Raw genomic sequence first — 25038 nt, 5'->3', positions numbered from 1 at the left:
CCACCATGTCCCTGTTCGCGCGCCTGCAGGCCCTGCTGTCCGCCCACCCGTCCGCCCCGGCCACCTCCGCCGTGCAGACGCCCGCGACCTCCGCCGCGCCCACGGCGGCAGGCGCTCCGACGGATGCGGAAGGTGCCCCCGCGCCGCCGCCCGTCTGCACGCGCTACCTGCCCGCGGGCCAGATCGTCGTGCGCGAGGGCGACCCGGGCCATTCGATGTTCGTCGTGCTGGAGGGCCGCGTCGCGGTGCTGCGCGGCGGCGACAACGGCGCCAACACGGAGGTCGGCCGCCTGGGCGCCGGCGAGTTCTTCGGCGAGCTGGCGCTGCTCACCGGCACGCAGCGCACCGCCACCATCGTGACGGTGGAGGACGCCGTGCTGCTGGAGCTCACCCAGGCCGGCGTCCGGGAGCTGGGCAAGGACTACGGCGTCAAGGGCGAGCAGATGCAGGTCACCGCCCGGGAGCGCCTGCTCGCGGACGCGCTGCGCAGCAACCCGCTCATCGCCGCCCTGCCCCCGGAGGTGCAGCACGAGCTGGGTGACGCCTTCGTCCCCTGCACCGTCCCCGCCGGAGAGACGCTGCTCACCCGGGGCCAGCCGGGCGACGCGCTCTACGTCCTCATCCGGGGCCAGTGCGAGGTCTTCCACACGCACGGCGACGGCCGCCAGTCCCCCTACCCCACGCTGGAGGAAGGCGCCCTGTTCGGGGAGATCTCCCTCTTGCGCAGCCGGCTGGCCACCGCCACCGTGCGCACCGTGACGCCCTGCACGCTCCTCAAGCTGGAGCGCGACGTGTTCAAGAAGGCCTTCCTGGGCCAGCCCGACCTGCGCGGCGCCCTGGTGCGGCTGGGCCTGGAGCGGCTCAAGCACACGATGGAAGTCATGGGCGGGCCGACGTAGTCCGCGGAGCCTCCCGCGGCCTCAGCCGTGGAGCGTCTCCCCGGCCTCCAGCATGGAGACGAACTTCTCCAGCCGCCGCGCCCGCGTCTCGGGCTTCTTCGCCTCGTGGAGCCGGTAGAGGATGGCGTAGCGGTTGGCGCTCTTGAGCGTGGCGAAGAACGCCTTCGCCTTCGGGTTCTTCTCCAGCGCGAGCGTCAGGTCCGCCGGCACCACGATGGTCTTCGCCCCCGCGTACGCGGCCTCCCAGCGACCATCCGCGCGCGCCGCCTCCACCTCGCGCAGGCCCGCGGCCTTCATGCGCCCGGCGGCGACCAGGGCCTCCACCTTGCCGCAGTTGATCTTGGACCACTTGCTGCGCGGCTTGCGCGGCGTGAAGCGCTGGAGCCAGTACTCCGCGTCGAACGCGTCCTTCTGCCCGTCGATCCAGCCGTAGCAGAGCGCCACCTCCAGCGCCTGGGCATACGTCACGGACGGGATGCCGGACTCCAGCTTCGCGAGCTTCACCCAGACGCCCGGCGCGTCGGCGTGATGCTTCTCCAGCCACTGCTCCCACGCCTTCTCCGACGCGAACGGCACGACCGGGAGCTCCTGCTTCACCTTCGCCTTCGCCTTCATCCGGGAGCCACGCCTTTCCCTGTCCCGCGCTCGCGCGACGGGTTCATGACAATCCCACTCTACCGGCGGAAGGCGGCGGGCGCGGAAGCGGTTATGAAACACGCCATGGCTGATTCCACCCTCCCGCCGCCCGGCGCCGTGCCGCCCTCGCTCGCCCGCGTGGCCTTCCACGCCGTGGCGGCCGGGCTCACCCCGCTCATCCCCGTGCCCTTCCTGGACGACTATGCCCTGCGCCAGGTGCGTGAGCAGTCCGTGCGCGACCAGCTCAAGGACAAGGGCCTGAAGGCGCCGGACAAGGCCATCGCGGTGCTCGCCGGCTCGTACGAAGCGCGCAGCCTGGGCGGACAGCTGGTGTCCTATCTCAAGGCCGTGGCCCTCTTCCCGGTGCGCAAGGTGTTCCGCAAGGTCTTCTTCGTCCTCTGGGTGAAGGACTGCGTGGACCTGACGAGCGCCTGCCTGCACCACGGCTACCTGCTGCACCACGCGCTCCAGCGCGGAGACCTGGACGCGGCCTCGCTCCAGGGGGACGCGCCCCTGAAGGTGCAGGCCGCCATCGTCGCCGCCTGCGCGGAGTTGGACGCCCGCCCCATCAACCAGGCCCTGCGCCGCATCTTCCGGAGCAGCCGGGTGCTGATGGCCGAGGCCACCCGCGCCTTCATGGATCCGAAGCAGGGCGGCGCCCGGGTGCCCGACCCGAAGAGCGAGAGCGCGGAGGTGAAGTCCCTCACCGACCGGCTCCTCCAGGAGATGTGGGAGGAGCGCGGCTACTTCACCGCGCTGGAGAGGCACTACGACAAGCACCTGCGCGGCGCCCCTGCCCCCACGCAGGCCCCGGCCGCCACGGGCACCTGAGGCCGGCCGGCGCCAGGCCTCAGGGCGCGGGCGCGGTGGCGGTCTGAAGCGGCGCGCGGATGCGGGCGGAGAAGTCGTCCCGCCCCTGCGCGGCCAGGGCGCGCGAGTTGATGTGGTAGCGCTGGCGGACCTGCGGCAGCGGCACGTCCGTGTCGATGATGCCCAGCTCGTAGGCGAGCTCGTCCGCGAACGCCGGCATCAGCGTGCGGTGGTCGTACGGCACGTCCTTCGTAGCCACCTTCTCGAAGTGGCGCACCAGGTTGGTGGTGCAGTTGCTGGTGAGCGTGTCGTAGAACTCCGGCTGCGTGTGCAACCCGTTCATCCGCTGCACCATGTCCAGGAAGAACGCGGTGATGCGCTCCCGGGACGCGTTCACCGGATACACATACACGACGTCGTGGCGGAAGTTGGACCGCAGCTGGATCAGGTCCCGCTCGTCGCCCACGACGTAGGCGATCTCGAAGCGGCGGAAGAGCCCGCCCAGCGCGGAGAACGTCTCCCCCTGCTCCCGCCGCACCTCCACGGAGAACACCACGCGGCGGCCGTCCTGGAAGCCGAAGCTCACCATCGTGTGCGCGGCGCCGTAGAACCCGGAGAAGGGCTCCACGATGAACGACGCCTCCGTGAGCGCGTCCGTGTCGTAGGTGGCCGTGTACCAGGCGGGGTCCCAGTCCGTGGTGCTGCGGTAGCGGAAGTCGCGCACCTCGTGCAGCGTCACCTTCGAACCCGCCACCTCCGCCCACGGCGCCCGCGCCAGGTCCGGCGCCCAGTCGCGCGTGTTGGAGGGCTGGAACGTCCGCACCCAGCCCTGCACGCCAAGGCACCCCAGCAGCATCACCGCCACGCCCCAGCGCCCGGAGCGCCACCGCCAGGTCGCCACCGCCGCGGCCACCAGGGCCCCCGCCACGAGGGTCCGGGCCACGTGCGGCCCCTCCGGCCCCGTCCCCGTCAGGGCCATGGCCAACGAGGCCCAGGCGCCCCCCAGGAGGAGCACGAGCCCCGACATGGCGTTCTTCCAGATGCGCATGCGGCCGAGTATCCGCGCCCCATGCCGCTCGTGTCACGGCCACGGGTTCCGGGCGCAACCCCGGCGGGCGGCCGGGCGCGGATCCGCCTTCCCAGGAAGGTCCGGGCGTTGTCGCCTCCACCTACCTTGACCGCTTTTCCCCGGGTGTGCGACGAAAGGGGGTCCCCTGCATCCAGGAGCCCCCCGATGAGCGACGAGCGCGAAGACACGACCATCTACAAGGTCGTCGTCAACCACGAAGAGCAGTACTCCATCTGGCCCGCGGACCGTGAGAACGCGCTGGGCTGGAAGGACGCCGGCAAGCAGGGCCTGAAGGCCGAGTGCCTGGAGTACATCAAGGAGGTCTGGACGGACATGCGTCCGCTGAGCCTCCGCAAGAAGATGGAAGAGGACGCGGCCCGCAACAAGAACTGAAGGCCGCGTGCGCTTCCCACCGCGCCCTCCCCGCTTCAACGGGGAGGGTGGGCCGGACCGGCTAGAGGTCCGGCGGAGGCCTGACGCCCAGGTGGCAGGCGCGCAGGGCAAGCTGGGTGCGGTTCTCCGCGCCCAGCTTGCGGTAGAGCTGCGTGACGTGTGACTTCACGGTGCGCTCGGCGATTTGAAGGTGCGCGGCGATCTTCAGGTTGTCCGCCCCGCCCGCCACGTACTGGAGCACCTCGCGCTCCCGCTGCGTGAGCAGCAAGAGCACGCTCGCCGTGGGTGACGTCACCGGCGGATGCTCGAAGTCGTTGCGCAACAGTTGCACCGGGAAGAGGCGCTCGCCCCGCACCAGCGACTGGACCGCGGAGGACACCGCGTTCACGCCCAGCCCCGCGCGGAAGAGATACCCGGAGGCCCCTTCGTCGAAGCACTGGGAGATGACCTCCGGCGTGCTCACCGCGGACAAGAGCAGCATGCGCACTTCCAGCCGGCGCTTGCGGGCCTCACGCAGCAGGTTGAGCCCCTCCGTCACGGAGCATCCGATGGCGGCCTCGCCGTCGCTCTCCACGTCGAGGATGGCCACCTGCGGTGGATCCGTGCCGAGTCCGTCCAGGAAGCCGCGCACGTCGCGCGTCACTGAAGTGGAATGACCCTCACCCCGAAGCCCATCGGACAAGCCCTGCCAGGCCGCCCACGGTCCTTCGAGAATAGAAATACGAACTGCCGATTGATTCGCTGCCATGCGATGGCCCCCCAGCCGTCGTGGCGAATTGCTTTCAATGCTACCTGTCGACTTCAACCTGCCCCGGAGTCGGTGGAACCGCGGCGGAACTTCCGCCTGTGCTGAGCGTGCGAGAACCGCGCTTCAACTCCATCCGGGGGTCTTGTCAGTGCTGCCCTGCGGACTGCGCTTGCGACTGCCGAACTGGCCCATCCGGGCCGTTCCTCCCTTTCCGTTTCAGGCAATTCCTGCCAACCGAGACCCTAACATCATCCAAGGCCTCATGCGAACCGCCCCTGTCGGGACTGTCAATTGCGCACGAATCGTATCGAAATCCAGGGCCCTGTCCGTCAGGTCGTGATCGCTGTCGGCCGCGGGACACGCATCCGGCGTCCACATTTCAATGTTTCGCCTGCTGTTTCGCCCGGCGTCCGAGGAATGGCGCCAATGCACGGGGATGGCGCGTCCTGGACGCCAAGGGCGTATGCTGTGCGTCCCGCGCGCATGACTCCCTCCGCCCCCGCACCCCACGTCGACGTCGCCACCCCCGAACGCGTCGCGCTCTCCCTGCCCGTGGCCGGCATCGGCTACCGCTGTCTGGCGTGGCTGGTGGACGCGAGCCTGCTGTTCTTCTTCTGGGTGGCGCTCTACTTCGTCATCACGCTGCTGGTGTCCGACGTGCTGGGAGCCTTCCAGGCGCTGTCGGGGCTCACGCAGACACTGCTCGCGGTGGGCCTCTTCGCCACGCAATGGCTGTACTGGACGCTGGCGGAGGTCTTCTTCCATGGACAGACACCCGGCAAGCGCGTGATGCGCATCCGGGTGGTGCGCGAGGATGGCTCGCCGGTGGGCTTCTTCGAAAGCGCGGTGCGCAACCTCTGCCGTGCAGTGGACTTCCTGCCCGTGCTCTACGCCACCGGCTGCATCACCATGCTGCTGGACTCGCGGCACCGCCGGCTGGGGGACCTGCTCGCCGGCACCGTGCTGGTGCGCGAGGAGGCCATCGACCTGGACAAGTACACCCAGGCGCCCCCGGCGGACGCCGCGCCCGGCTCCACGCCCGGCGCCAGCGTGCAGCGGCCCCTGGACGCGGAGGACGTGGAGCTGGTGCTCGCGTTCCTCGCGCGCGCGCCCGGCCTGGAGCCGGAGGTGCGCCAGCGGCTGGGCGCGCGGCTGGTGGACCGCGTGGGCGCGTCCCTGACGGACGAGGAGCGCGCGCGGGTGCTCCAGTCCGCGGAGGCCACGGAGGCCTTCCTGCGCACGCGCGCGAAGGCGGCCCACTGACATGGCCGTGCCCCTGCCCACGTTCGTCACGCGGCGCCGCCCGGACTGGGACGCGCTCCAGGCGCTGCTCACGCGCCAGCGCTCGGGCCGCCTGGGCCTGGCGGAGCTGCGCACGCTGGACACGCTGTACCGGCGCGCGGCCGCGGACCTGGCGCAAGCCCAGACGTTCTATCCAGGCACGGACGCGCACCGCTTCCTCAACCAGCTGTGCGCGCAAGCGTATGGCGCCATCTACCAGCCGCCGCGCGAGCGCTGGGCCTCCACGCGCGACTTCTTCCGCCGCGACTTCCCCGCCACGCTGCGCCGCGAGGCGCGCTTCGTGGGCGTGAGCGCGGGCCTGCTGGTGCTGGGGTTGCTGCTGGGCGCGCTGGTGGTGACGCTGGAGCCGCGCGGCGCGGAGCTGCTGGTGCCGGAGGGCGTGCGGCGCTACGTGGCGCAGGGGCGCATGTGGACGGACGACCTGTTGTCCGTGGCGCCGCCCAATGCCGTGGCCTCCGGCATCGCGACCAACAACCTCACCGTCACGCTGTTCGCGTTCGCGTCCGGCATCCTCCTGGGCGTGGGGCCCATCTTCACGCTCGTGAACAACGGCGTGCTCATTGGCGCGGTGGGCGCGCTGTGCTTCCGCGAGGGCATGGCCACGGGCTTCCTGGACTTCATCGCCGCGCACGGGCCGGTGGAGCTGTCCATCATCGTCATCGCGGGCGGCGCGGGGCTGATGGTGGGCCAGGCGCTCATCGACCCCGGCGAATTGCCGCGCGCGCAGGCGCTCCAGGCGCGCGGACGTGAGGCGGTGAAGCTGGTGGTGGGCTGCGCGCCCTTCCTCGCCGGCATCGGCGTGGTGGAAGGCTTCATCTCCCCGGGCCACCTGTTCCCCACCTGGGCCAAGGTGGGGCTGGGCCTGTCATTGGGAGCGCTGTTCTGGCTCTACCTGTTGCGAGCGGGCAGGACGGACGCGGGCGTGGCGCGCGTGGACGTACCGGAGGCCATGGCCTCCAGCCGCTTGCGCTGACGGTGCTTGAGGATGCGCTCGTAGGCGGCGTTGAGCTCGCGCATCTGCTCCGCGGAGCCGCCCCGGTCCGGGTGCCGCTCCATGGCCAGCGCGTGGAAGCGCGCGCGGATGACGTCCGCGGAGTCCAGCGGCGACACGCCCATCGTCTGGTACGGGCACTGCTCCTGGACGGCGGTGAGCCACTGGTCCAACCGGGCCTTCACCTCCACGAAGCGCGCGTCCGCGTCCGCGGTATCCTTCACCGGGTGCGTGCGCATCTTCGCGTCCGCGCGGAAGACCTCGCTGTAGGTGCTGGACACCCAGCGGTGGCATGAACCGCACCGGTAGTACTTCACCCGGCTCCCGGGCTGGAGCGTCATCATCACGCCGCAGTGGGTGCACTCCACCGTGACGTTCTCCAGTGTCTGCCAGCTCGCGACCGCCGCACTCATGGTGACTTCGACCTCCGTTCGCAACACGCCTGTAGCAGCGGCAACCTCCCACGTCCGGCGATCCCGTCAAGAAAATGTCGTGGACGACCCAGGGGGAGCCCCCGGGCGCGCTGCCGGGCTTCCCGGGTTTCGGGTAGAACGAGGCCCATGCGACCGCTCCTCGCCGCCGCCCTGCTCCTGACCGCCGCCGCGCACGCCCAGGCCCCGTCGGCCCCGGCCGCCGCGCCCAAGGCCTCCCCGAAGCCCGAGAAGGCCCCCGCGGACAGGGCCGCCCCCGCCCGGCCCCCGGAGGACGCCAGCGCGTCGGACGCGGCCCTCCTGAAGGGTCTGCTGTGGGCGGCGGAGCCCGCGCCGGAGGAGATCCGCGCGCTCGCCATCGAGGACCTGGCGCTGCTGGGCGACGCGCGCGCCCTGGACCCGCTGGCCGCGTTCATCTGGGACCCGAACCCGCGCATCCAGCAGGCGGCGCTGCGCGCGGTGGCCCTCTTCCAGCACCGCCGCGCGGAGGAGATTCTGGGCAACGTCGTGCGCCACCCGCGCCTGCCGGACGCGCTGAAGATCCAGGCCCTGAGCGGGCTGCTCTATCAGCGCACGCCCACCGCGCGCCGCGTGGTGCAGGACGTGGCCGCCGACAGCCGCGTGGGCTACGCGGTGCAGAACGCCGCGCGCTCGGTGGCGTCGCAGTGGGAAGCCGCCGCGGCCCCCGCGCCCTGAAACACGCCTGCCCGCCTGCCCTCCCTCCAGGCCTGACATGGCCGTGGGCCCCTGCCGCCCCGGGGCCGATTCCTGGAGTGCGCGCGTGTATGGGTTAGACTGGGGCGCATGAAGATCACCCCCCTCGACATCCGGCAGAAGCGCTTCGAGACGGTGATGCGCGGCTTCGCGCGTCCCGAAGTGGGCGCGTACCTGGAGCTGATCGCCGGCGAGTTCGAGGAGGTCGTGAAGGAGAACATCGCGCTCAAGGAGGAGCTGAAGCGCACGCAGGCGCGCCTTGAGCAGCATCAGGAGCGCGAGCGCACCCTCCAGGAGACGATGGTCACCGCCCAGCGCATCAGCGAGGACCTGAAGGACGCCGCGAAGAAGGAAGCGGAGATCATCATCGCGGACGCGGAGCACCAGGCGGAGAAGATCGTCCACGGCGCGCACCAGCGGCTGGTGCAGGTGGTGGAGGACATCAACGAGCTCAAGCGCCAGCGCACCCAGTTCGAGTCGCAGGTGCGCTCCGTGGTGGAGGCCCACCGCAAGCTGCTGGAGACGTTCGCCGCGCCCGCCTTCGCGGACCGCGACTACGCGCGCGTGGAGGACAACGTCGCGTTCCTGTCGCAGAAGAAGGCCACCTCCAACGACTGACGCCCGCGCATGCCCGCCCCCTGGCTCAAGGCCGTCCCCGCCGGGGTGGAGCTGACGGTGCTCGTCCAGCCGCGCGCGTCCCGCACGAAGGTGGTGGGCGAGCATGACGGCCAGTTGAAGATCCAGCTCGCCGCGCCGCCCGTGGATGGGGAAGCGAATGCCGCCCTGGTGGAATTCATCGCGAAAACGCTGGGCGTGCCGCGTCGCCAGGTGACACTCGTGGCGGGTGACACGTCGCGCCGTAAGCGATTGAAGGTGCAGGGGGTTGATGCGGCGGCGGTCGAGGCTGTTATCTCTGGTGGACCGTGAGGCCACGCATGCTCCGCCTGTTCGCCTTCCTGATGATGCTGCTGGCCTCGCCGGGCGTGTTCGCGCAGGACGAGGGTCCTCGAGGCATCCACGCCACGGAGGCCGTCGTCACCGACAGCGCGCTCGTGCCCCACGCCCGCCCCGCCATCGTCGCGGGCGAGCTGAAGACCCAGCGCTTCGTCATCCTGCACACCGCGAAGGCCGCGGGCGCGGCGCGGGCGCTGGCCGGGCAGATTGAAGGCGTGCGGGACGCCTTCGGCGCGATGCTGGGGCGGGACTGGCCGGGCACCACGGAGATCCGCCTGGGCGTGGGCCGTCAGGAGTTCGAGGCGCTGGCCCTCCCCGGCGGCAAGCCCCCGGGCTGGGCGGTGGCGCTCGCGTATCCCGGGCATCAGATCATCCTGCTGGACGCGCTGAGCCTGAGCGACACGGAGGGCCCCACGACGCTGCGGCATGAGATGGCGCACGTGGCGCTGGGGCAGCTGGCGAAGGACTGGCCGCGCTGGTTCCAGGAGGGCGTGGCGCAGAACCTCACCGACGAGCGCTACTCCGTCGCGCACTACACCGCCCTCTTCCGCGCGGTGACGCAGGAGCGCGTCTTCCACTTCGAGGACCTGTCCGAGGACTGGCCGGACGTGCCCGCGGACGTTGAAATCGCGTACGCGCAGAGCGCCGCCTTCGTGGCCTACCTCACCGGCAAGCACGGCTCGCACGCCATGGGCCTGCTGGTGGACGGCGTGCGCGCGGGAGAGCCCTTCGAGCAGGCCTTCGGCAAGGCGTTCCGCACGTCGCTGTTGCTGGAGGAGCAGGACTGGCGCGAGGGGCTCGCGGCCCGGTACGGCTGGCTGCCGCTCACCACCAGCTCCGCGCTCCTGTGGCTCACCGCCTCCATCCTGTGCGTGGCCGCGTTCGCGCGCCGCATGCGCCAGAAGTCCGCGCGCATGACGGAGCTGGCCGCGGAGGACGCCGCCGAGGACGCCGCGCTGCGCCTGCTCGCCGCCGCCCGCGCGGCGGGGCCCGTGCCCGTGGACGGCGCCGAGCCGCTGTCCCCCGCCCTGCCCTGGCCCGAGTGGCCCGGCGCCACCACCCCCACCCCGCCCAACCCGTCCGCGCCCGCCCAGCCGGAGGCCCTGGAGGGCGCGCCGGAGGCGCTGGAGTCGGGCGCCGGCCTGCCGGAAGCCCCGGAGGGCCCGGACGCGGCGGACGACGAGCCGGAGTCCTCCAGCGGCGAGTACGAGCTGGACGGCGAGTCCCCGTCAGGCCGCCCGCCCAAGCCGACGCTCCACTGAGAGGCGCGGGCTGCCCAGGCAGGGAAGGTTCTTCCCCTGCTCCCGGCCTTTCAACATCCGCCCCGTAGGATTTACGTCCTCCGCCCTCCCTTCAGGGCAGGCCCATTGCCCAAGTGGGCGGATTCATTGGGAACCAGCACACGTCTGGCGTTGGCAAAGCCCTTGCTATGTCTTTGCTCGCGATGCGGACGACAACGGACATGGCGGCGGAGCGGGGACGGAAGAAGGCCGGGGCGGCCCGGGTCTTCAGCAGGCAGCCGGAGCGCATCGCGGCGCTGTGGCGGCGGATGCGGCTGGCGGCGCACGAGGGCCAGGGCGTTCCGGGCGCCAGCCTGCTGGACGGACTGGTGGAGCCCTTCGTCCGGGAGCTGGGGCTGACGCTGGAGGGCGTGGAGTCCAGCCCCTGGAGCCGCACCCGCGCGGTGCTGCGCCTGGCGCCGGAGCGTGGCGCGCGGGCCCTGCACGACGAGTTCGCACTGCTGCGGCGGTGCCTGGTGGACGCCCTGGAGGTCCTGGGCGGTGGGGACGCGGAGCGCCAGCGCATCAACCGCGCGCTCGACGAGGCCGTGGACAGCGCGGTGGCGCTGCTCCAGCGGATGGCGGACCCGAAGGCGGATGGTCCCCGGGTGCCGTTTGGCGGCCTGGTGGTGGAGTACTTCGAGCGGCCGTCCCACGCGCGCCGGGCCCCGGCGGGCCGTCGCGACGAGCGGTCCGCCATGCATTGAGAGGCATTCACGGCGCGCGGTTGGCGCCAGGGTTTGGTTGCAAGGGTTTGCCGATCCGTCCGGCTTGACACTCCTCAATGAGGAAGGGTCCGGGGGCTGGCGGGAGGGTGCGCTGTCGCGGATGGGGGTCCGTGACCGCGCCTTGAGGGTGCGTGTTCCTGCTCGGGGGAGCGGTGAGCCGCACACGGTCGAACGCCGGAACGCGTGGATGGGGGTCCGCGCGCTCCGCCGGTCGGACGGATCGGCATGTTTTGTCGGGGGGATGTGGGGATGGGGCAGCGGGAGGGCGCCTACGGGGGTGGGCGCTCTCCCGCATTTTTTTGGGGCTCAGTGCGCGTCCGCCCAGCTCTTGCCCGCGCCCACGTCCACCTTGAGCGGCACCTTCAGCTCGGCGACGGAGGCCATGCTCTTCACGGCCAGGGCCTTCACCGCGTCCACCTCCGCGTCCGGCGCCTCGAAGAGCAGTTCGTCGTGCACCTGCAGGAGCACGCGCGTCTTCAGCTTCTGCGCGCGCAGCGCCGCGTCCACGGACAGCATGGCCTTCTTCATCAGGTCCGCGGCGGTGCCCTGGATGGGCATGTTGATGGCGGCGCGCTCCGCGGCCTGGGCCACGCCCCGGTTCTTGGAGAGCAGGTCCCCCATCAGGCGGCGGCGGCCGTAGAGCGTCTCCACGTAGCCCACCTTGCGCGCCTTCTCCACGGTGTCCTCCAGGTACTGGCGGATGCCCGCGTACCGGGTGAAGTACCGCTCGATGACGTCGCGCGCGTTCTCCTGTGAAATCCCCAGGCGCGTGGACAGGCCGTGCGCGGACAGGCCGTACGCGATGCCGAAGTTCACCGTCTTCGCCACGCGGCGCTGCTCGCGGTCCACGTCCTTGGGGTCCACGCCGAAGATTTCGGCCGCCGTGCGGCTGTGGATGTCCTCGTCGTTGCGGAAGGCCTCGATGAGCACCGGGTCCTCCGCGATGTGCGCCAAAAGCCGCAGCTCCACCTGCGAGTAGTCCGCGCTCACCAGCTGGTGCCCGGCCTCCGCCACGAAGGCGCGCCGGATTTCACGCCCCAGCTCCGAGCGGATGGGGATGTTCTGGAGGTTCGGGTCGGACGAGGACAGCCGGCCGGTGGCGGTGGCCGCCTGGTGGTACGTCGTATGGATGCGCCCGTCCTTCGCCACCAGCGTGGGCAGCGTGTCCAGGTAGGTGCTCTTGAGCTTGGACAGGCCCCGGTACTCGATGAGCGCCCGCGCGAGCACGCTGTCGTGCTCCTCCGCCAGCTTCTCCAGCACCTCCTGATCCGTGGACGGGCCCGTCTTGCCGCGCTTGAGGATGGGCAGCTTCTGCTCCTCGTAGAGCACCTGCGCCAGCTGCGGATTGGAGCCCAGGTTGAAGACGTGGCCCGCGGCCTGGTGGCACTCGGCCTCCTTCGCCTTCACCTCCACGTCCACGCGCTCGGAGGTGCGCGCCAGCTCCGCCACGTCCAGCTTCACGCCCTCGCGCTCCATGCGCGCGAGCACGGGCAGCAGCGGCAGCTCCAGCGTGCGCGCCAGCTCCGCCAGCCCGCCCAGCTCCAGTTCCTTCCACAGCTCCGGGGCCAGCCTCCGCGCCGCGTCCGCGCGCACCGCGTACGCCGCGGCCACCTCCTCCGGCCCGTGGTCCGCCAGCGCCCGCCCCTTCTTGCCCCCCACCGACGCGGGCAGCGCGGGCAGCTCCGAGCGCAGCCGCTCGCGCGCCAGGTCCTCCAGCGCGTGCTCCCGGCGCGAAGGGTTGAGCAGGTAGCTGAGCAGCTCCACGTCGTCGTGCGCGCCCTCCAGCGTCAGCCCCTCGTTGGCCAGCACCAGCGTGAGCGCCTTGAGGTCGTGGCCGCCCTTCTTCACCGCCGCGTCCGCGAGCACGTCCTTCATCACCGCGGTGAAGGCCGCCGCCGGCACCTGCGTCGCGCCCAGCTGCTGGTGCCGCAGGGGCACGTAGCGCGTATTTCCGTCCGGCAGCGCCACGCCCAGGCCCACCAGCGGCGCCGCGAAGGGCATGCCCTCGAAGGCGGGCACCAGCGTGAGCGCCCCGCCGGCCTTCGCCGCGTCCGCCAGCGCCTTCAGCTCCTCCTCGGTGGTGACCAGCGTGGTGGTGACGGCGAGCGGCGCCACGTCCGGGCGGGCCGCGGGCTCCTCCGCCGGCAGGTCGCGCAGGAGCGCGAAGAACTCCAGCTCCGTGAACAAGTCCCGCGCGCGCGTGGAGTCCGGCGGGCGGCGGGCCAGGTCGTCCAGCTTCACGCCCAGGGGCAGCGTGGTGTTGAAGGTCACGAGCTGCTTGGCGCGCACCAGGCTGTCGCGGTGGGACTCCAGCGCCGCGCGGATCTTCGGCTTCTTCACTTCCTCCACGCGCGAGAGCAGCGTCTCCACGTCGCCGAACTGGTGGAGCAGCTCCACCGCCGTCTTGTCGCCCACGCCCGGCACCTTGGCGACGTTGTCCACCGCGTCGCCCACCAGGGCCAGGAAGTCGCGCACCTGCTTCGGCAGGATGCCCATCTTCTCCTGCACGTCCACGACGCCGATGCGCTTGTTCTTCGCGGGGTCGAAGAGGGTGATGTCCTCGTCGACGATCTGCATGAAGTCCTTGTCGCTGGTGATGACCAGGACCTGGAACCCTTCGGCCTTCGCCTGGAGCGCCAGCGTGCCGATGACGTCGTCCGCCTCCCAGCCCTCCGCGTCCAGCGAGGGCAGGTTCAGCACGTCCCCCACCTTGCGGATGAGCGGGAACTGGGGCGTCAGGTCCTCCGGCGGCGCCTTGCGGTTCGCCTTGTACGTGGGGTCTATCTTCTGACGCTCCACGCGGCCCGACTTGTCGAACGCCAGCGCCACGTGCGTGGGCTTCAGCTCCTGCAGGGCCTTGAGCACCATGCGGGTGAAGCCCAGCACCGCGTTGGTGGGCACCCCCTTGCTCGTCGTGAGCGGGGGGATGGCGTGGTAGGCGCGGAAGATGAAGCCAGAGGCGTCGAAGAGCGCCAGGCGGCGCTCGGAGCGCGGGGGGCTGGTGTCGGCCATCCCCCGTCCCTAGCGCGCCTCCCGCTCCCTGTCCACGAAGCCCCGCACCCGAGCGCCGCTCAGCGGCACTTCAGCTCGGCCTTCTTCGCGGCCACCTGCTCCGCGATGCCGTCACCCGGCACGGCATAGTCCTCCACCATCGCCAGGTCCGAACAGCTGCCTACGCCGGACAGCGCGTTCTGCGCCTGCGTGGAGCAGAAGGCCACCACGCGGTTGAGGTCCGTGTTGCCCTTGTAGAAGTCGAAGCCCAGCTTCCAGATGCGGCAACCTCGGCGGCGGTCCTCGCGGTCGGCGAAGTGCTTGCCGCGCAGGTAAGACGCGGCCGCCATGTCCTGGAAGATGTTCTTCCGGTAGAAGGACACGTGAGACTCCGCGAGCTCCGCCATGATGCGCTTGTCCGTCGCCAGCGCCTCCTTGAACGGGGCCACCGCGCGCTCGGGGTCCTCGTTGGTGAGCGCGCTCTCGCCCGTCTTGAAGAGCTGATCCACGTTGGACACGTCGCGGATGAGCTCGTCCGCCAGCGAGTGGAACTCCGCCTGGTCCACCTTCGCGCGCAGCTTCTGCAGCGTCGCCACGGATTCGCTGCCGCGGCCGGTCCAGTAGTCCATCATCGCCGCCTGGACGAGCTTCGGGGCGTAGCGCTTGGTGAACATGGCGCGCACCTCGCTGGCCTGATCCGGGCCCAGCTCATCCGACGCCAGGATGTCGGACACCGGGCACGTCCACGGCGCGGCGTTGCGGTCCACCCGCGTGCGGGCGACGAGGAACTTCACGAACATGGCGTCCTTGGGGCGCCAGTCGTTCTTGCGCAGGCCGCCCTCCAGGCGGAGCGTCTGGCCGATGGGCGGCTCCAGGTCCTCCTTGCTCTGCTTCTGGCACCACACCTCCATGTACTCCTGGCAGCGCGGCACCGCGGGTCCCCACTGCGAGTTGTTCAGGTAGCGCTTGCAGTCGTCCTTCGCGCGCTCCACGAACTGCTCGGCCGTCTCCCGCGCCTTGGAGCGGGCGCGGCGGAAGTACTCGCTCTCCTTCGGAATCTTGCGCAGCAGCGTCAGCGCTTCCTTCTCACGGTTGAGCTCGATGGCCTTCTTCGCGGCCTCGAAGTTGCCGAAGGCCTCCTTCTCCAGCTTGATGCGCCGCACGAGGGTGTTCGCCTCGGCGTTGATGGGGTCCATGTCCAGCGCCTGCTCGCACGTGGACTCGGCGCGGTCCCAGTTGGGGGCGCCCATCTCGTTGGAGGCGTAGGAGCGGCACTCGCTGAGCAGCTCCTGCACCTGCTGCGCGGGATCCAACGGCGCGGCCGGACCGGCCTTCGGGGCCTTCTGGGGAGCCCCGACGGAGGACTTCACCACCGCCGCCACCGCCAGCAGGGCCACCACGCCGCCCGCGACCACCAGCAGCTTGCGCTTGCTATCCGCCGCGGGCTCCGCGCGGCTGCCACGGCGGGGCGGCACCGCGCCCGTCCCCGGACGCCGCGCGGGCGTGTCGGAGGCCTCGTAGGTCATCTCCACCACGCCGAACTGGAGAACGTCCCCGGGCTGCAGGTCGACGAACTCCTCGCCCAGCAGCTCGCCGTTGAGCAGGGTGCCGTTGGCGCTGCCCAGGTCGCGCGCGCGCACGGCGGCGCCCTCGCGCCGCACCTCCGCGTGCTTCCGGCTCACGGAGTCGTCATCCAGGATGACCGCCGCCGGAGGCGCCCGGCCCACCAGCAGCGTGCCGCTGATGGGGAACGACTTGCCCGCCCACGGCCCCGTCATGCCCTTGAGCACCGGACCCGCGCCCGCGCCCGCCGCCGCGCCACCCGCGGGCTGGGGCCGTGAGGGCCGCTTCGCCAGCGCGCCCTCGGGCTTCGCGGCGCCGTTCTGGGTGGCCTTCGCGCGGATGCTGGGCATGGCGCGCGTGCCCTTCACGGGCGCGTCCGCGAGCGTCGCGGGATCGCCGGGAGGCGGCGTCGCCGCGCGGCGGCCGCTGCTGCTGCTCCGGGCGCTCCCCTTGAGCTTCAGCTCGTAGTCGCCCAGCAGCACCTGCGAGCCCGGCGTCAGCGCCGTGGGCCCCTCGATGCGCTCACCGTCCACGAAGGTGCCGTTCTGGCTGCCTCCGTCCTCGATGTAGACGGCGCCGCCCTCCACGTAGACGCGCGCGTGCTGCCGCGACACGCCGCCTTCCGTGAGGACGAGGTCATTGCCCTGCTGGCGGCCAATCTTCAGCTCGCCAGCGATTTCGTGCTCGTGCTCAGTGCCGTCAGGGTGACGGACGACCAGGGTTGCCATGGGCGCGTCAGTCCTCGCGGAAGATGCTCATGTTCACGGGGATGCCCTTGCGCTGGAGCTCGTCGTAGAACTTCGGGACGAAGCCCGAAGCCACGTACCGCCCGCGCACCTTGTGGTCCTCGGTGAAGCCATCCTGCTTGTAATAGAAGATGTCCTGCAGGGTCACGATGTCGACCTCCATGCCGGACACCTCCGTGATGAAGCAGATCTTGCGGGAGCCGTCGGAGAAGCGCGTCTGCTGCACGATGAGGTGCACCGCGCTGGCGATCTGCTCGCGGATGGCCTTCACCGGCAGCTCCATGCCGGACATGAGCACCATCGTCTCCAGCCGCGCGATGGCGTCACGCGGCGTGTTCGCGTGCAGCGTGGTGAGCGAACCGTCGTGGCCGGTGTTCATGGCCTGGAGCATGTCCAGCGTCTCGCCGGAGCGGCACTCGCCCACGACGATGCGGTCCGGCCGCATGCGCAGGCAGTTCTTCACCAGCTCGCGGATGGTGATGGCGCCCTTGCCTTCCAGGTTGGGCGGGCGGCTCTCCAGCTGCACCCAGTGGTCCTGCGGCAGCTGAAGCTCCGCCGCGTCCTCCACCGTGATGATGCGCTCACCCTCCGGGATGAAGGAGCTGATGATGTTCAGCGTCGTCGTCTTCCCGGAGCCCGTGCCGCCGGAGATGACGATGTTGCGGCGCGCGGTGACGCACATCTCCAGGAACTCGGCCATCTGCGCGGTGACGGTCTTGTACTTGATGAGGTCCTGGATCTTCAGCGCGTCCTTCTTGAACTTGCGGATGGTGATGCAGGGGCCCTTGAGCGCCAGCGGCGGGATGATGGCGTTCACGCGGCTGCCGTCCTTGAGGCGCGCGTCCACCAGCGGGCTGGACTCGTCGATGCGCCGGCCGATGGGCGCCACGATGCGCTCGATGACGCCGAGCACCGCCTGGTTGGAGGAGAACGTCTTCTCCGACAGGGTCAGCTTGCCCTTGCGCTCGATGTAGATCTGGTTGGCGTGGTTCACCATGATCTCGCTGATCTCTTCCGACGCGAGGAACGCCTCCAGGGGCCCCAGGCCCAGCGCCTCGTTGATGACGTCGGTGAGCAGCTCCTCCCGGTCCACGTCCGTCGGAAGCTCTCCGTCCGCCTCCATCTGGTCGATGATGTCCCGGATGGCCTTCTCGGTGCGGCGCCAGAGCTCCTCGTCCCCGAGCCGGTCCATGTCCATGCGGCGCAGGTCCAGGTACTCGATGAGCCGGTCGTGGATCTCCTTCTGGAGCCGCGAGTAGCGCTCCAGCCGGGGGTCCACCTTGCGCTTGTTCTTCGCCATGGCCGCGGCCATGGACGCGGGCATGCGGCTGGGAGGGGCGGCGGCGGGCGCGGGCGCCTCCTCCTCGTAGGGCTCCTCCTCCTCGTAGGCCTCTTCCTCCTCGTAGGCCTCCTCGCCCTGCTCCTCGTCGTAACCCTCGTCCTGGGGCGCGTCCTCCAGCGCCTCCACGTTGAGGATGTAGTCGCCGATGGAGACCTGGTCGGTGGGCTTGAGCACCATGGGACCGGCGATCTTCTTGCCGTTCACGAAGGTGCCGTTCGTGGACTTCATGTCCACGATGATGAAGCGCCCGTCCTTTTCGACGATGCGGGAGTGGGTCTTGGAGACGTTCCCCTTGGCGAGCACGATGTCGTTGCCGGCAATCCGGCCGATCGTGATCTCGTTCTTGGGGTACTCCCGCTGCTCCGAACCGCCGCCCTTCTCCGTCAGCGTGACTAGAAACATGGGCCGGGATGCTACCAAGCCCTCCTACGACCTCAAAGACTCCTGCGACGCTCGCCCGCCTGCTGCCCGGTAACAGACGGGCCGGCACCCTCCCCCGCTGAAGCAGGGATGGGGCCGGCCCGGATCCGACGTGAGGGCTGCGAGGGCCTCAGTCGAAGATGTTGAAGTTCACCTCGGAGCGGGCCTGCTTGTAGCGGGTCTTCACGTCCTCGATGATGCTGCGGACCTTGTCGGAGTCCGGGTTCACGATGCGCGGGGTGACGAAGATCACCAGCTCGCGCTTGGTGGAGTCGAACGCGCGGTTCTTGAACAGCTCGCCCACGATGGGGATGTGGCCCAGGCCCGGCAGCTTCGCGACGGCCTTCTGCTCGTCGTGGCTGAACACGCCCGACAGCACGATGGTCTCACCGTGGCGCACGGTGACGTTCGTCTTCACCTTGCGGGTGCGGAAGCCGGGGATGGCGGACGAACCACCGAAGGACACGGACACGGAGGTGTCGATTTCAGAGGCCTCCGCCTCCACCTCCGTCTGGATGTTGCCGTTGCGGTCCGCGGTGGGGCGGATGTTCAGGATGACGCCGTAGGGCTTGTACTCCACCGTGAACTGCGTGTTGGTGATGAGCGGGATGGGCACCTCGCCGCCGGCGAGGAACTCCGCCTTCTCACCGCTGGCGCACACCAGCTTGGGCTGCGCCAGCAGGCGGCCGTAACCGTCGTTGGCCTGGAACCCGATGCTCAGGTCGGAGCCGCCCGTCGCGCCCATGATGAGGTTGGACACCGCGTCGCCGGACGGGATGAGGGCCTTGTTCAGGTTCACGGTGGCCGTCAGCGACCCGGTGATGTCCGTGGGGTACTTGATGCCGTAGCGGTCGCGGCTGTTGCGGCGGATTTCGACGAACTGGACCTCGGAGAGGATCATCCGCTTGATGCCGACGACGAGCAGGTTCTCCACCTTCTCACCGATGGCCTTCGTGATCAGCTCCGCCTTCTGGAGGTCCTGCTGGCTCTCCACGGAGCCCTCCAGGAAGATGGTCGCGCCCACCACGTTGGCCTGCACGTTCTTCAGGCCCGCCTTCTGGAAGGCCGCGTTCAGGTTCTGGGCGACCAGCTTCTTGGCGTTGGGGGCGATCTTCACGAACGACTTCACGTTCGGGTAGAGGCTCACCACCTGCTCGATGCGGTCCGCGTCCTGCGTGGTGTAGGCCTGACCGTCCAGGTAGATGCGGTCGCCCACCATGCGCACGGACACGCCTTCGATTTCACCCAGGAGGCGCTTGATCTCCGAGATGACCTCGTTGGGGTCCTGCTTGCGGACGGTGACGAGGTAGCTGATGCGCTGACCGGAGGACTTCCAGACGAGCAGCGTCGTCTTGCCCTCCTGGTTGCCGGTGACGAGCAACTGGCCGGTGCCGAGCGTCTTCACCTCGGCGATGGACGGGTCACCCAGCGCGACGCGGCTGAGGCCGGGGATGGTGAGCACCTTCTGGGTACCCACACCCAGGCTGACGCTGCTGCCCTCCTGGGCGAGGGCGGGGGCACTGGCCACCAGGGTGACGAGGGCGCCGAGCGCCAGGGCTTGCGTGAAGCGAGTGGACATCGTGTGAATCCCCTTCTTGCGTGCGCGCGCCCGGACGCAACGGCGCGCTATCCCAGATGTTGTTGCTGCCACCACATGGCCCAGAAAGTCCCGAGCGCGATGGAGACGCCGTAGGGGATGTGTCGCACGGGAGCGGGCGAGGTTGCCTCGCGCATGAATTTCATCCGCACCGCCCAGCGACGGGCCACCGCCGCCAGCGTGTCCCAGACAGCCCCCTGCCACAGCAGTGTGACGACTGCCTGCAGCGCGCCCACCAGCGAGATGAAGGCCGCCGCCGCGAGCACCGTGGGAAAGCCCAGCACGCAGCCCACGCCCGCCATCAGCTTGACGTCACCCCACCCCATGCGCCCGCGCAGCGCACCCGGCACCAGCAGCAGCGCGAGTCCCGCGCCCGCCAGAAGCCCGCTCACCAGCCCCGACTCCAGCCCGCCCCACCCCTCGGACACCGCGCGCACCCCGAGCCCCAGCACGATGAGCGGATAGGTCACGGCGTTCGGGATGAGCCGGCGCAGCACGTCGGTCACCACCGCAATCACCAGGGCCACTCCCAGAATCGTCCACAGCGCGAGCTGAACAGGTGTCATTCGGCACCTGCTCCCATGGGGAGCAGGCGACCCCCATCAAACAATGGAGGCCTGGAGCCCGTCAATTCCTGAACAAGACCATCGCACCGTGGGGCCCTGCGTCATCCCGTTCCTCAATGGATGACGAGGCGGATCTTCTCGCTGCAGATGAAGTACTCGTCCCCGTCCTCAACCTTGCGGCGCTTGATGCGCTGCTTGTTGAACCAGGTCCCGTTCGAGGAGCCGAGGTCCTCGATGTAGAAGTCGCCGCCGTCGCGGGCGATGACGGCGTGCTCGCGCGACACCTTGCCGGAGTTGATGACGAAGTCGCAGTGCTTGCCGCGGCCGATGACGTAGCGGTCCTTGACGATCTTCTCCTGCTCGCCGGACTCCGTGACGAGGTAGAGCGCGGCGCCCTCCTCCTCGTCCGGCTCCTCCATGGCCTCTTCTTCTTCGGCCTCTTCCGGAGGCTCGTCCTGCATGTCGTCGAGCGGCGGCTCCTCCTGCTCCGGCAGGGGCTCCTCCTCGTCCTCGATCATGTCGTCCGCGGAGGGCGGGGGCGGCTCGTTCTTGCCCTTGATGAGCCGCTCCAGCTCCGCGGCCGTCTCCAGGACGCGCTCGGCGACCTCGCGGCGCACCGGATCATTGTCCAGTCCGTTGGAGGAAGGACGCTCCTCCGCCCCGTTGCGCGCGGCGGGGCGCGACGACGCCGGCGCGGGCGCCAGCACCGGCGGCGCGCCCTTGGCCGCGGCGGCCGGGGGGGGCGCGGAGGCCGCGCGCGCGGAAGGCGCCGGTGACGGCACCGCCGCCACCGCGGGCTCTCCCTTCGTCTTCACGTCGATGAAGCCGTTGAGACGCGCGAACATGAACAGCGCCTGGTTGATGAGCGCGTCGCGATCCGACCCCATCTGCTGGGCCATCTCTTCGTACGTCTCCCACAGGTGCTCGGCGATGCCGACCTTGCGTGCGGGACGGGAGTTCTGATCGATCATCGGTCTTGGCTCGGGAAATGCTGGACGTAGAGGACGATAGCAGAGCCGGCCGGGCGCGCCCAGTTACTGGAAGGCCCGGAGATACTGGAGGTTCTTCGCGTTGTCGCTGATGGACTCCAGGGCCACCTGGAGGATGCCGTCCGCGGAGGGGTAGGCGATGAAGGCCAGGCTGGAGCCCTCCACGTCCGTGGCCACCACGGAAGCAGGCAGGGTGTAGACCGCCAGGTTGCTCGACGAGCCGGTGTCCACCCCGAAGACGAAGCGGCGGAAGCGCGGCAGCAGCGTCACCACGTAGCGGTCACCGGCCACCAGTCGGCTCTGCGCACCGATGGTCGCGGTCATGGTGAGCGTCAGCGGCGCGGGCACGTAGGTGGTGGGTGACTTGGGCGGGTCCAACCCCAGGTCGAAGTCGTCCGGGTGGGCGTAGTAGTCCAGGAAGCTGGAGACGGTGTACGGCTCGTTCACATCCAGCCGCTGGATGAAAGAACCGCTGCTCTCCGCGCCGGCATAGAGCAGGTAGGGCTTCACGTTCGGACCGGCCCGCACGGAGAAGAGCGGGTACGAGGCGCAGGGCTCCACCGCGGTGGCGATGGCCGGGTCGGACAGGTCCGGGTAGAGCCGCGTGAGGCCGTTGCCCTGGTCCTCCAGGCGGAGGATGGGGATGGCCGTCGCGCAGGCGCCCGCGTTGTTCGCCAGCACGATGGAGTCCCCGGGCACCACGCCTCGCGACGTCGCCAGGGTGGTCTCGATGAGGATCGGAGCATCCTCCACGGTCAGGTCGCGCGTGAGGCTGGTCAGGCCAGGCAGCGCGCCCTGGAAGACGAAGCGGTAGGTGCCGTTGGGCACCGTCCCGCTGCAGAGGAACGCGGTGGCGTTGGTCGCGTCCTGCACCTGGGGGCAGCCCGGTTCCGACACGGTGATGGCCTGGAACTGATCCGCGCGCACGGCCTCGTTGCTGTCGCGAAGCTCCGCGGACACGGACGCCTTCAGCGGGCCCGTCTTGGGGTCGCGGTCCAGGTTGAACGCGCGCCGCTCGTCCGCGCGGAACAGGGTGATCTCCCCGCTGGAGGACGGCACGATGCCCAGCAGCGGCACGGGGGTGGTGTAGGCCACGCCGTCCGACAGCAGCTCGCGGACCTCCAGGCCCGTGCGCAGCGTGAGGCCCGTGGGCAGGCCCGCGGACGGCTTCAGGGTCAGCATGGGCGCGCCGGTGATGTCCCGGGCGAGCGCCGGCGCCGTGGAGGGCGCCAGGGGATCCGGCCCGTTGTCGAGCGCGATGACGCCCTCGCAGTCCGACGAGTTGCACGTCAGCTCATCCAGCACCACGTACACGAAGCGGCCCGCGGGCACGGTCACCGTGTCCGACACCTTGAAGCTGGCGTGCGTGGCCACGAGCCGCGCCGGGATGTCGATGAGGTCCGTGTACGTGGGCACCGCGTAGGGGACCGGACGCGGCCGCTTGTACGGAATCTCCACGGAGGCCCCGTCCGCGGCGGCGCGCACCAGCCGGCTGGTGCCGGACACGTTGCGGATGGCGAGCACCAGCGAGTCCGTCACGTTGGCCCGCGCGGGCAGCGTGATCATGGACAGCACGGTGTCCGCCGGCTTGAGGCAGAACACGGGCAGCGCGGGCGGCAGCGCGGCCGCGTCGAAGCCCTCCGGGCCGGGCAGGTCCTGGCGCATCACCACGCCGCCGCCGAAGGGGCCGCAGAGCTGCTCGGCGGCCGCCGGGCGCGTCTGGAGCGCGTAGTACAGGACGCTCGGCGCGCCGTCCGCCACCGGGGCATGCGCGGCGAAGGCGGTGATGAGCTGGCCGGTCGCCAGGCGCGTCACCTCGTTGAGGCGCGCGCGGTCCGCGGCCACCACGGAGATGCCGCGGCCACCGGAGCTGCGCGCGTAGATGTACGGCCCGGACACGTCGTTGCCGGTGGCGTCGTAGCCCACGTCGCGGGTGAGCGAGTCGGGCCGCGCGATGACGGGGATGGACAGGGGCTCCAGCGGGTTGGGCGCGGGGAGGAACTCACGCGGCGAGCGCGTCAGGTCCAGCACGCGCAGCTCATCCCGGTCCTGGGAGGTGACGAAGACGAGCTGGTTGGAGAGCACCACGTCGTACGTGCCGGACAGGCCGGCGGCGCCCGCGGTGGAGGTGGTGTCGGAGCAGGCGAGCGCGAGGCTCGCGCCGCTCAGCAACAGGGCCGCAAGAAAGCCGCGCTTCAAGGTCAGTTCTCCTGGCACACGCTGGTGCCCTGGTTCGGATCGCGCTGTTGCTGCGTGCCCAGCCTCGCCACCAGCCTCGCGTCCTGGGGGCGCGCGAGGTCGGGGATGTCCACGATGGACACCTGTCCGTCACCGAAGTTGGTCACGAACAGCCGCGCCGCGTTCGTCCCGGCCGGGTTGTCCACCGCGAGCCCGAAGGCCTGCGACGGGTTGCTGGTCTGGTTGAGGTTGTTGACGAGCGGCACCTGCGCCACGACCTGCCCGAGCGCCTCGTCGTAGAGGGACACCGCGCTGTCGCCCGTGCTCGTCACCGCGAGGATGTTGGTGTCCGCGTTGGACGTGCCCGGCGTCCGCTCGATGAGCTGCATGTCGCTCACGCCGTCCGGCAGGGGCACCGCGGAGACCACGCGGAAGAAGGGCTGGGTGGCGGCGGTGCCCGGCACCGCGTCGTATTCGAAGTCGAGGGTGAGCAGCGTGTCCGGGCCGCGCGCCAGCATGTAGAGCCGCTCGCGCACGAAGTTCGGACGCGCCGCCCGCTCCGCCGCCGTCACCGGCCGGGGCACCACGCGCGCCGCGCGCGCCTCGCGGATGCTGAAGACCGACTGCAGTGCGGGCTCCAGGATGATGCCGGGCTCGTTCTTGTCCACCAGCCGCAGCACGAAGTTGGCGGCCACCGTGCCGTTGATGCCGGCCACGAAGTTGCGGCCCGTCACGTAGAGGTAGCCTGCGCCCACCGTCACGGAGTCCGAGCCGCCGTAGAGGTAGCCGTCGGGCGACAGCGGGATGAAGCCCAGCGTGTCGCGCGTGGGGTTGTCCAGCTTCACCGTGGCCAGGTAGTTCTCGAAGTTGGTGCTGGACTTCGCGGGCGAGTCCGCCGCCTCGGAGTGCGTCACGTACAGCGTGCCGCTCGCCGCATCCACCGTCACGCCGATGGGCGACGGGGCACGGGGCAGGCCCGGCCGGCCCGCCTCGCTCAAGGACGCCGGGATGTCGTCGGTGAGCGACAGCGCGCCGTCGCGGCAGTCCACGCCGCCCTGCACGCAGTTGAGCACCGGCGCGCCGTTGCCATCCAGGCTCACGTCCACCGCGTGCAGGTCGTTGCCCTCCGCGCGCGACGGCACGAACAGGCGCGGCAGCCCGCTGGCCGGGTTCACCCACAGGCCCAGCTCACCCGCGAAGCTGCGGATCTGCACGAGCGACTCGTCCGCGGACGCCAGGTCCTCGAAGGCGAGCGCGGACTCCGGGAGCACACTGCCCAGGTGGGGCACCGTCACCGGCTGCCCGTCCACCTGCGTGCTCAGTGCGTCCAGGTTCAGTGCCACGACCGAACCGGAGTCGTAGCAGTTGTCGAAGTTGGCGTTCGCGACGAAGAGATAGCCGTTGCTCGCCGAGGGCCCTCCCGCCGTCGGAGGGCGCCAGAACGCCACCCCGCTGGGGTACACGAAGCGGGTGGATGGAGGCGGGTTCGGATCGGATTCGAGCGAACACGCTCCGAGGAGCAGCAGCGCGGGGGTCAGGAAATGGAGGCGCATCAGAGGGGGGCGGAGTGTAGGAACGACGCCCTGCGCCGGGCAACTGAATAGGGCTGTCACTATTCCCGGCCGCCCTCCTCCCGACATCCCTCCCCCCCGCACGGACGGCGTGCGCCGCTCCCCTGGCGGGAAAGCGGG

Annotated in this window: 22 protein-coding genes; 10 read left to right on the top strand and 12 right to left on the bottom strand. The window is 70.4% G+C overall.

Translation table 11 applies throughout. The features are described 5' to 3' along the window. Positions 1–5 precede the first annotated feature (5 nt). A complete protein-coding gene (locus AABA78_RS29450; RefSeq protein WP_338268132.1) occupies positions 6–899 on the top strand; it encodes a cyclic nucleotide-binding domain-containing protein in 894 nt (297 codons plus the stop codon). 21 nt (positions 900–920) lie between these two features. Here AABA78_RS29450 and AABA78_RS29445 read toward each other — a convergent pair whose 3' ends face one another. Further along, positions 921–1514, bottom strand: a complete 594-nt coding sequence (locus AABA78_RS29445) for a YdeI/OmpD-associated family protein (RefSeq protein ID WP_338268130.1) — start codon at positions 1512–1514, stop codon at positions 921–923. Positions 1515–1619: 105 nt separating this feature from the next. Between AABA78_RS29445 and AABA78_RS29440 the strand changes: the two genes are divergently transcribed. After that, complete coding sequence (locus AABA78_RS29440; protein ID WP_338268127.1) at positions 1620–2366, top strand: hypothetical protein; 747 nt, start codon at positions 1620–1622, stop codon at positions 2364–2366. Positions 2367–2385: 19 nt separating this feature from the next. Here the strand turns inward: AABA78_RS29440 and AABA78_RS29435 are convergent, their stop codons facing one another. After that, the gene (locus AABA78_RS29435; protein WP_338268125.1) at positions 2386–3393 is read right to left on the bottom strand and encodes an Lnb N-terminal periplasmic domain-containing protein; all 1008 of its coding nucleotides are present in this window, start codon (positions 3391–3393) and stop codon (positions 2386–2388) included. Between the two features lie 186 nt (positions 3394–3579). Here AABA78_RS29435 and AABA78_RS29430 point away from each other — a divergent pair, with 186 nt between their 5' ends. Continuing rightward, entirely contained in the window at positions 3580–3807 is a 228-nt protein-coding gene (locus AABA78_RS29430) for an MbtH family protein (RefSeq protein ID WP_143901243.1), read from the top strand. A 61-nt stretch (positions 3808–3868) separates the two neighbouring features. Here AABA78_RS29430 and fruA read toward each other — a convergent pair whose 3' ends face one another. Beyond that, positions 3869–4555 carry a response regulator transcription factor FruA gene (gene fruA, locus AABA78_RS29425; protein ID WP_043321786.1) on the bottom strand — a complete coding sequence of 229 codons (687 nt, stop codon included), beginning with the start codon at positions 4553–4555 and terminating at the stop codon, positions 3869–3871. A gap of 483 nt (positions 4556–5038) precedes the next feature. On the opposite strand from fruA, the gene AABA78_RS29420 reads away from it, so the two are divergent. Continuing rightward, positions 5039–5818 (top strand): RDD family protein, encoded by a 780-nt coding sequence (locus AABA78_RS29420; protein WP_338268119.1) that lies wholly within the window; start codon positions 5039–5041, stop codon positions 5816–5818. 1 nt (position 5819) lies between these two features. Then, positions 5820–6830: a stage II sporulation protein M gene (locus tag AABA78_RS29415; protein ID WP_338268117.1), complete on the top strand. Its 1011-nt coding sequence runs from the start codon at positions 5820–5822 to the stop codon at positions 6828–6830. Here AABA78_RS29415 and AABA78_RS29410 read toward each other — a convergent pair. Continuing rightward, on the bottom strand, positions 6746–7261 hold the full coding sequence (locus AABA78_RS29410; RefSeq protein WP_171415687.1) for a J domain-containing protein: 516 nt from the start codon (positions 7259–7261) through the stop codon (positions 6746–6748). The genes AABA78_RS29415 and AABA78_RS29410 overlap by 85 nt on opposite strands. Positions 7262–7408: 147 nt before the next feature. On the opposite strand from AABA78_RS29410, the gene AABA78_RS29405 reads away from it, so the two are divergent. The 5 genes from AABA78_RS29405 (at position 7409) to AABA78_RS29385 (ending at position 10934) form a co-directional block, all read left to right on the top strand. Continuing rightward, the gene (locus AABA78_RS29405; protein WP_338268114.1) at positions 7409–7975 is read left to right on the top strand and encodes a HEAT repeat domain-containing protein; all 567 of its coding nucleotides are present in this window, start codon (positions 7409–7411) and stop codon (positions 7973–7975) included. Between the two features lie 108 nt (positions 7976–8083). After that, positions 8084–8611 carry a DivIVA domain-containing protein gene (locus AABA78_RS29400; protein ID WP_171422141.1) on the top strand — a complete coding sequence of 176 codons (528 nt, stop codon included), beginning with the start codon at positions 8084–8086 and terminating at the stop codon, positions 8609–8611. Positions 8612–8620: 9 nt separating this feature from the next. Next, entirely contained in the window at positions 8621–8920 is a 300-nt protein-coding gene (locus AABA78_RS29395; protein WP_338268112.1) for a DUF167 domain-containing protein, read from the top strand. An 8-nt stretch (positions 8921–8928) separates the two neighbouring features. Continuing rightward, positions 8929–10209 (top strand): peptidase MA family metallohydrolase, encoded by a 1281-nt coding sequence (locus tag AABA78_RS29390; protein WP_338268109.1) that lies wholly within the window; start codon positions 8929–8931, stop codon positions 10207–10209. Between the two features lie 182 nt (positions 10210–10391). Beyond that, positions 10392–10934, top strand: coding sequence for a hypothetical protein (locus AABA78_RS29385; protein ID WP_171422267.1), 543 nt, complete (start codon positions 10392–10394; stop codon positions 10932–10934). A 327-nt stretch (positions 10935–11261) separates the two neighbouring features. On the opposite strand, the gene polA is transcribed toward AABA78_RS29385, so the two are convergent. From polA to AABA78_RS29345, 8 genes are all read right to left on the bottom strand, one after another. Further along, complete coding sequence (gene polA / locus AABA78_RS29380; protein WP_338268105.1) at positions 11262–13967, bottom strand: DNA polymerase I; 2706 nt, start codon at positions 13965–13967, stop codon at positions 11262–11264. A 59-nt stretch (positions 13968–14026) separates the two neighbouring features. Next, complete coding sequence (locus tag AABA78_RS29375; protein ID WP_338268104.1) at positions 14027–16237, bottom strand: FHA domain-containing protein; 2211 nt, start codon at positions 16235–16237, stop codon at positions 14027–14029. A gap of 7 nt (positions 16238–16244) precedes the next feature. Continuing rightward, the gene (locus AABA78_RS29370; RefSeq protein WP_338268101.1) at positions 16245–17999 is read right to left on the bottom strand and encodes a TadA family conjugal transfer-associated ATPase; all 1755 of its coding nucleotides are present in this window, start codon (positions 17997–17999) and stop codon (positions 16245–16247) included. Positions 18000–18147: 148 nt separating this feature from the next. Continuing rightward, complete coding sequence (locus tag AABA78_RS29365; RefSeq protein ID WP_171421036.1) at positions 18148–19596, bottom strand: type II and III secretion system protein family protein; 1449 nt, start codon at positions 19594–19596, stop codon at positions 18148–18150. Positions 19597–19643: 47 nt separating this feature from the next. Continuing rightward, entirely contained in the window at positions 19644–20180 is a 537-nt protein-coding gene (locus AABA78_RS29360) for an A24 family peptidase (RefSeq protein WP_338268097.1), read from the bottom strand. 113 nt (positions 20181–20293) lie between these two features. After that, the gene (locus AABA78_RS29355; protein WP_171413708.1) at positions 20294–21151 is read right to left on the bottom strand and encodes an FHA domain-containing protein; all 858 of its coding nucleotides are present in this window, start codon (positions 21149–21151) and stop codon (positions 20294–20296) included. Positions 21152–21214: 63 nt separating this feature from the next. Further along, the gene (locus AABA78_RS29350; protein ID WP_338268094.1) at positions 21215–23368 is read right to left on the bottom strand and encodes a hypothetical protein; all 2154 of its coding nucleotides are present in this window, start codon (positions 23366–23368) and stop codon (positions 21215–21217) included. 2 nt (positions 23369–23370) lie between these two features. Further along, positions 23371–24900, bottom strand: coding sequence for a YncE family protein (locus tag AABA78_RS29345; RefSeq protein ID WP_338268091.1), 1530 nt, complete (start codon positions 24898–24900; stop codon positions 23371–23373). Positions 24901–25038 lie beyond the last annotated feature (138 nt).

Source organism: Corallococcus caeni (genome assembly GCF_036245865.1).
GTDB lineage: Bacteria > Myxococcota > Myxococcia > Myxococcales > Myxococcaceae > Corallococcus > Corallococcus caeni.
This window is presented reverse-complemented; position numbering and strand designations above follow the sequence as displayed.

What these genes read in the sequence shown, in the direction of transcription:
- AABA78_RS29450 (WP_338268132.1), top strand. Translation starts at nt 6, where the DNA reads ATGTCCCTGTTCGCGCGCCTGCAGGCCCTGCTGTCCGCCCACCCGTCC.
- AABA78_RS29445 (WP_338268130.1), bottom strand. Translation starts at nt 1,514, where the DNA reads ATGAAGGCGAAGGCGAAGGTGAAGCAGGAGCTCCCGGTCGTGCCGTTC.
- AABA78_RS29440 (WP_338268127.1), top strand. Translation starts at nt 1,620, where the DNA reads ATGGCTGATTCCACCCTCCCGCCGCCCGGCGCCGTGCCGCCCTCGCTC.
- AABA78_RS29435 (WP_338268125.1), bottom strand. Translation starts at nt 3,393, where the DNA reads ATGCGCATCTGGAAGAACGCCATGTCGGGGCTCGTGCTCCTCCTGGGG.
- AABA78_RS29430 (WP_143901243.1), top strand. Translation starts at nt 3,580, where the DNA reads ATGAGCGACGAGCGCGAAGACACGACCATCTACAAGGTCGTCGTCAAC.
- fruA (WP_043321786.1), bottom strand. Translation starts at nt 4,555, where the DNA reads ATGGCAGCGAATCAATCGGCAGTTCGTATTTCTATTCTCGAAGGACCG.
- AABA78_RS29420 (WP_338268119.1), top strand. Translation starts at nt 5,039, where the DNA reads ATGACTCCCTCCGCCCCCGCACCCCACGTCGACGTCGCCACCCCCGAA.
- AABA78_RS29415 (WP_338268117.1), top strand. Translation starts at nt 5,820, where the DNA reads ATGGCCGTGCCCCTGCCCACGTTCGTCACGCGGCGCCGCCCGGACTGG.
- AABA78_RS29410 (WP_171415687.1), bottom strand. Translation starts at nt 7,261, where the DNA reads ATGAGTGCGGCGGTCGCGAGCTGGCAGACACTGGAGAACGTCACGGTG.
- AABA78_RS29405 (WP_338268114.1), top strand. Translation starts at nt 7,409, where the DNA reads ATGCGACCGCTCCTCGCCGCCGCCCTGCTCCTGACCGCCGCCGCGCAC.
- AABA78_RS29400 (WP_171422141.1), top strand. Translation starts at nt 8,084, where the DNA reads ATGAAGATCACCCCCCTCGACATCCGGCAGAAGCGCTTCGAGACGGTG.
- AABA78_RS29395 (WP_338268112.1), top strand. Translation starts at nt 8,621, where the DNA reads ATGCCCGCCCCCTGGCTCAAGGCCGTCCCCGCCGGGGTGGAGCTGACG.
- AABA78_RS29390 (WP_338268109.1), top strand. Translation starts at nt 8,929, where the DNA reads ATGCTCCGCCTGTTCGCCTTCCTGATGATGCTGCTGGCCTCGCCGGGC.
- AABA78_RS29385 (WP_171422267.1), top strand. Translation starts at nt 10,392, where the DNA reads ATGCGGACGACAACGGACATGGCGGCGGAGCGGGGACGGAAGAAGGCC.
- polA (WP_338268105.1), bottom strand. Translation starts at nt 13,967, where the DNA reads ATGGCCGACACCAGCCCCCCGCGCTCCGAGCGCCGCCTGGCGCTCTTC.
- AABA78_RS29375 (WP_338268104.1), bottom strand. Translation starts at nt 16,237, where the DNA reads ATGGCAACCCTGGTCGTCCGTCACCCTGACGGCACTGAGCACGAGCAC.
- AABA78_RS29370 (WP_338268101.1), bottom strand. Translation starts at nt 17,999, where the DNA reads ATGTTTCTAGTCACGCTGACGGAGAAGGGCGGCGGTTCGGAGCAGCGG.
- AABA78_RS29365 (WP_171421036.1), bottom strand. Translation starts at nt 19,596, where the DNA reads ATGTCCACTCGCTTCACGCAAGCCCTGGCGCTCGGCGCCCTCGTCACC.
- AABA78_RS29360 (WP_338268097.1), bottom strand. Translation starts at nt 20,180, where the DNA reads ATGACACCTGTTCAGCTCGCGCTGTGGACGATTCTGGGAGTGGCCCTG.
- AABA78_RS29355 (WP_171413708.1), bottom strand. Translation starts at nt 21,151, where the DNA reads ATGATCGATCAGAACTCCCGTCCCGCACGCAAGGTCGGCATCGCCGAG.
- AABA78_RS29345 (WP_338268091.1), bottom strand. Translation starts at nt 24,900, where the DNA reads ATGCGCCTCCATTTCCTGACCCCCGCGCTGCTGCTCCTCGGAGCGTGT.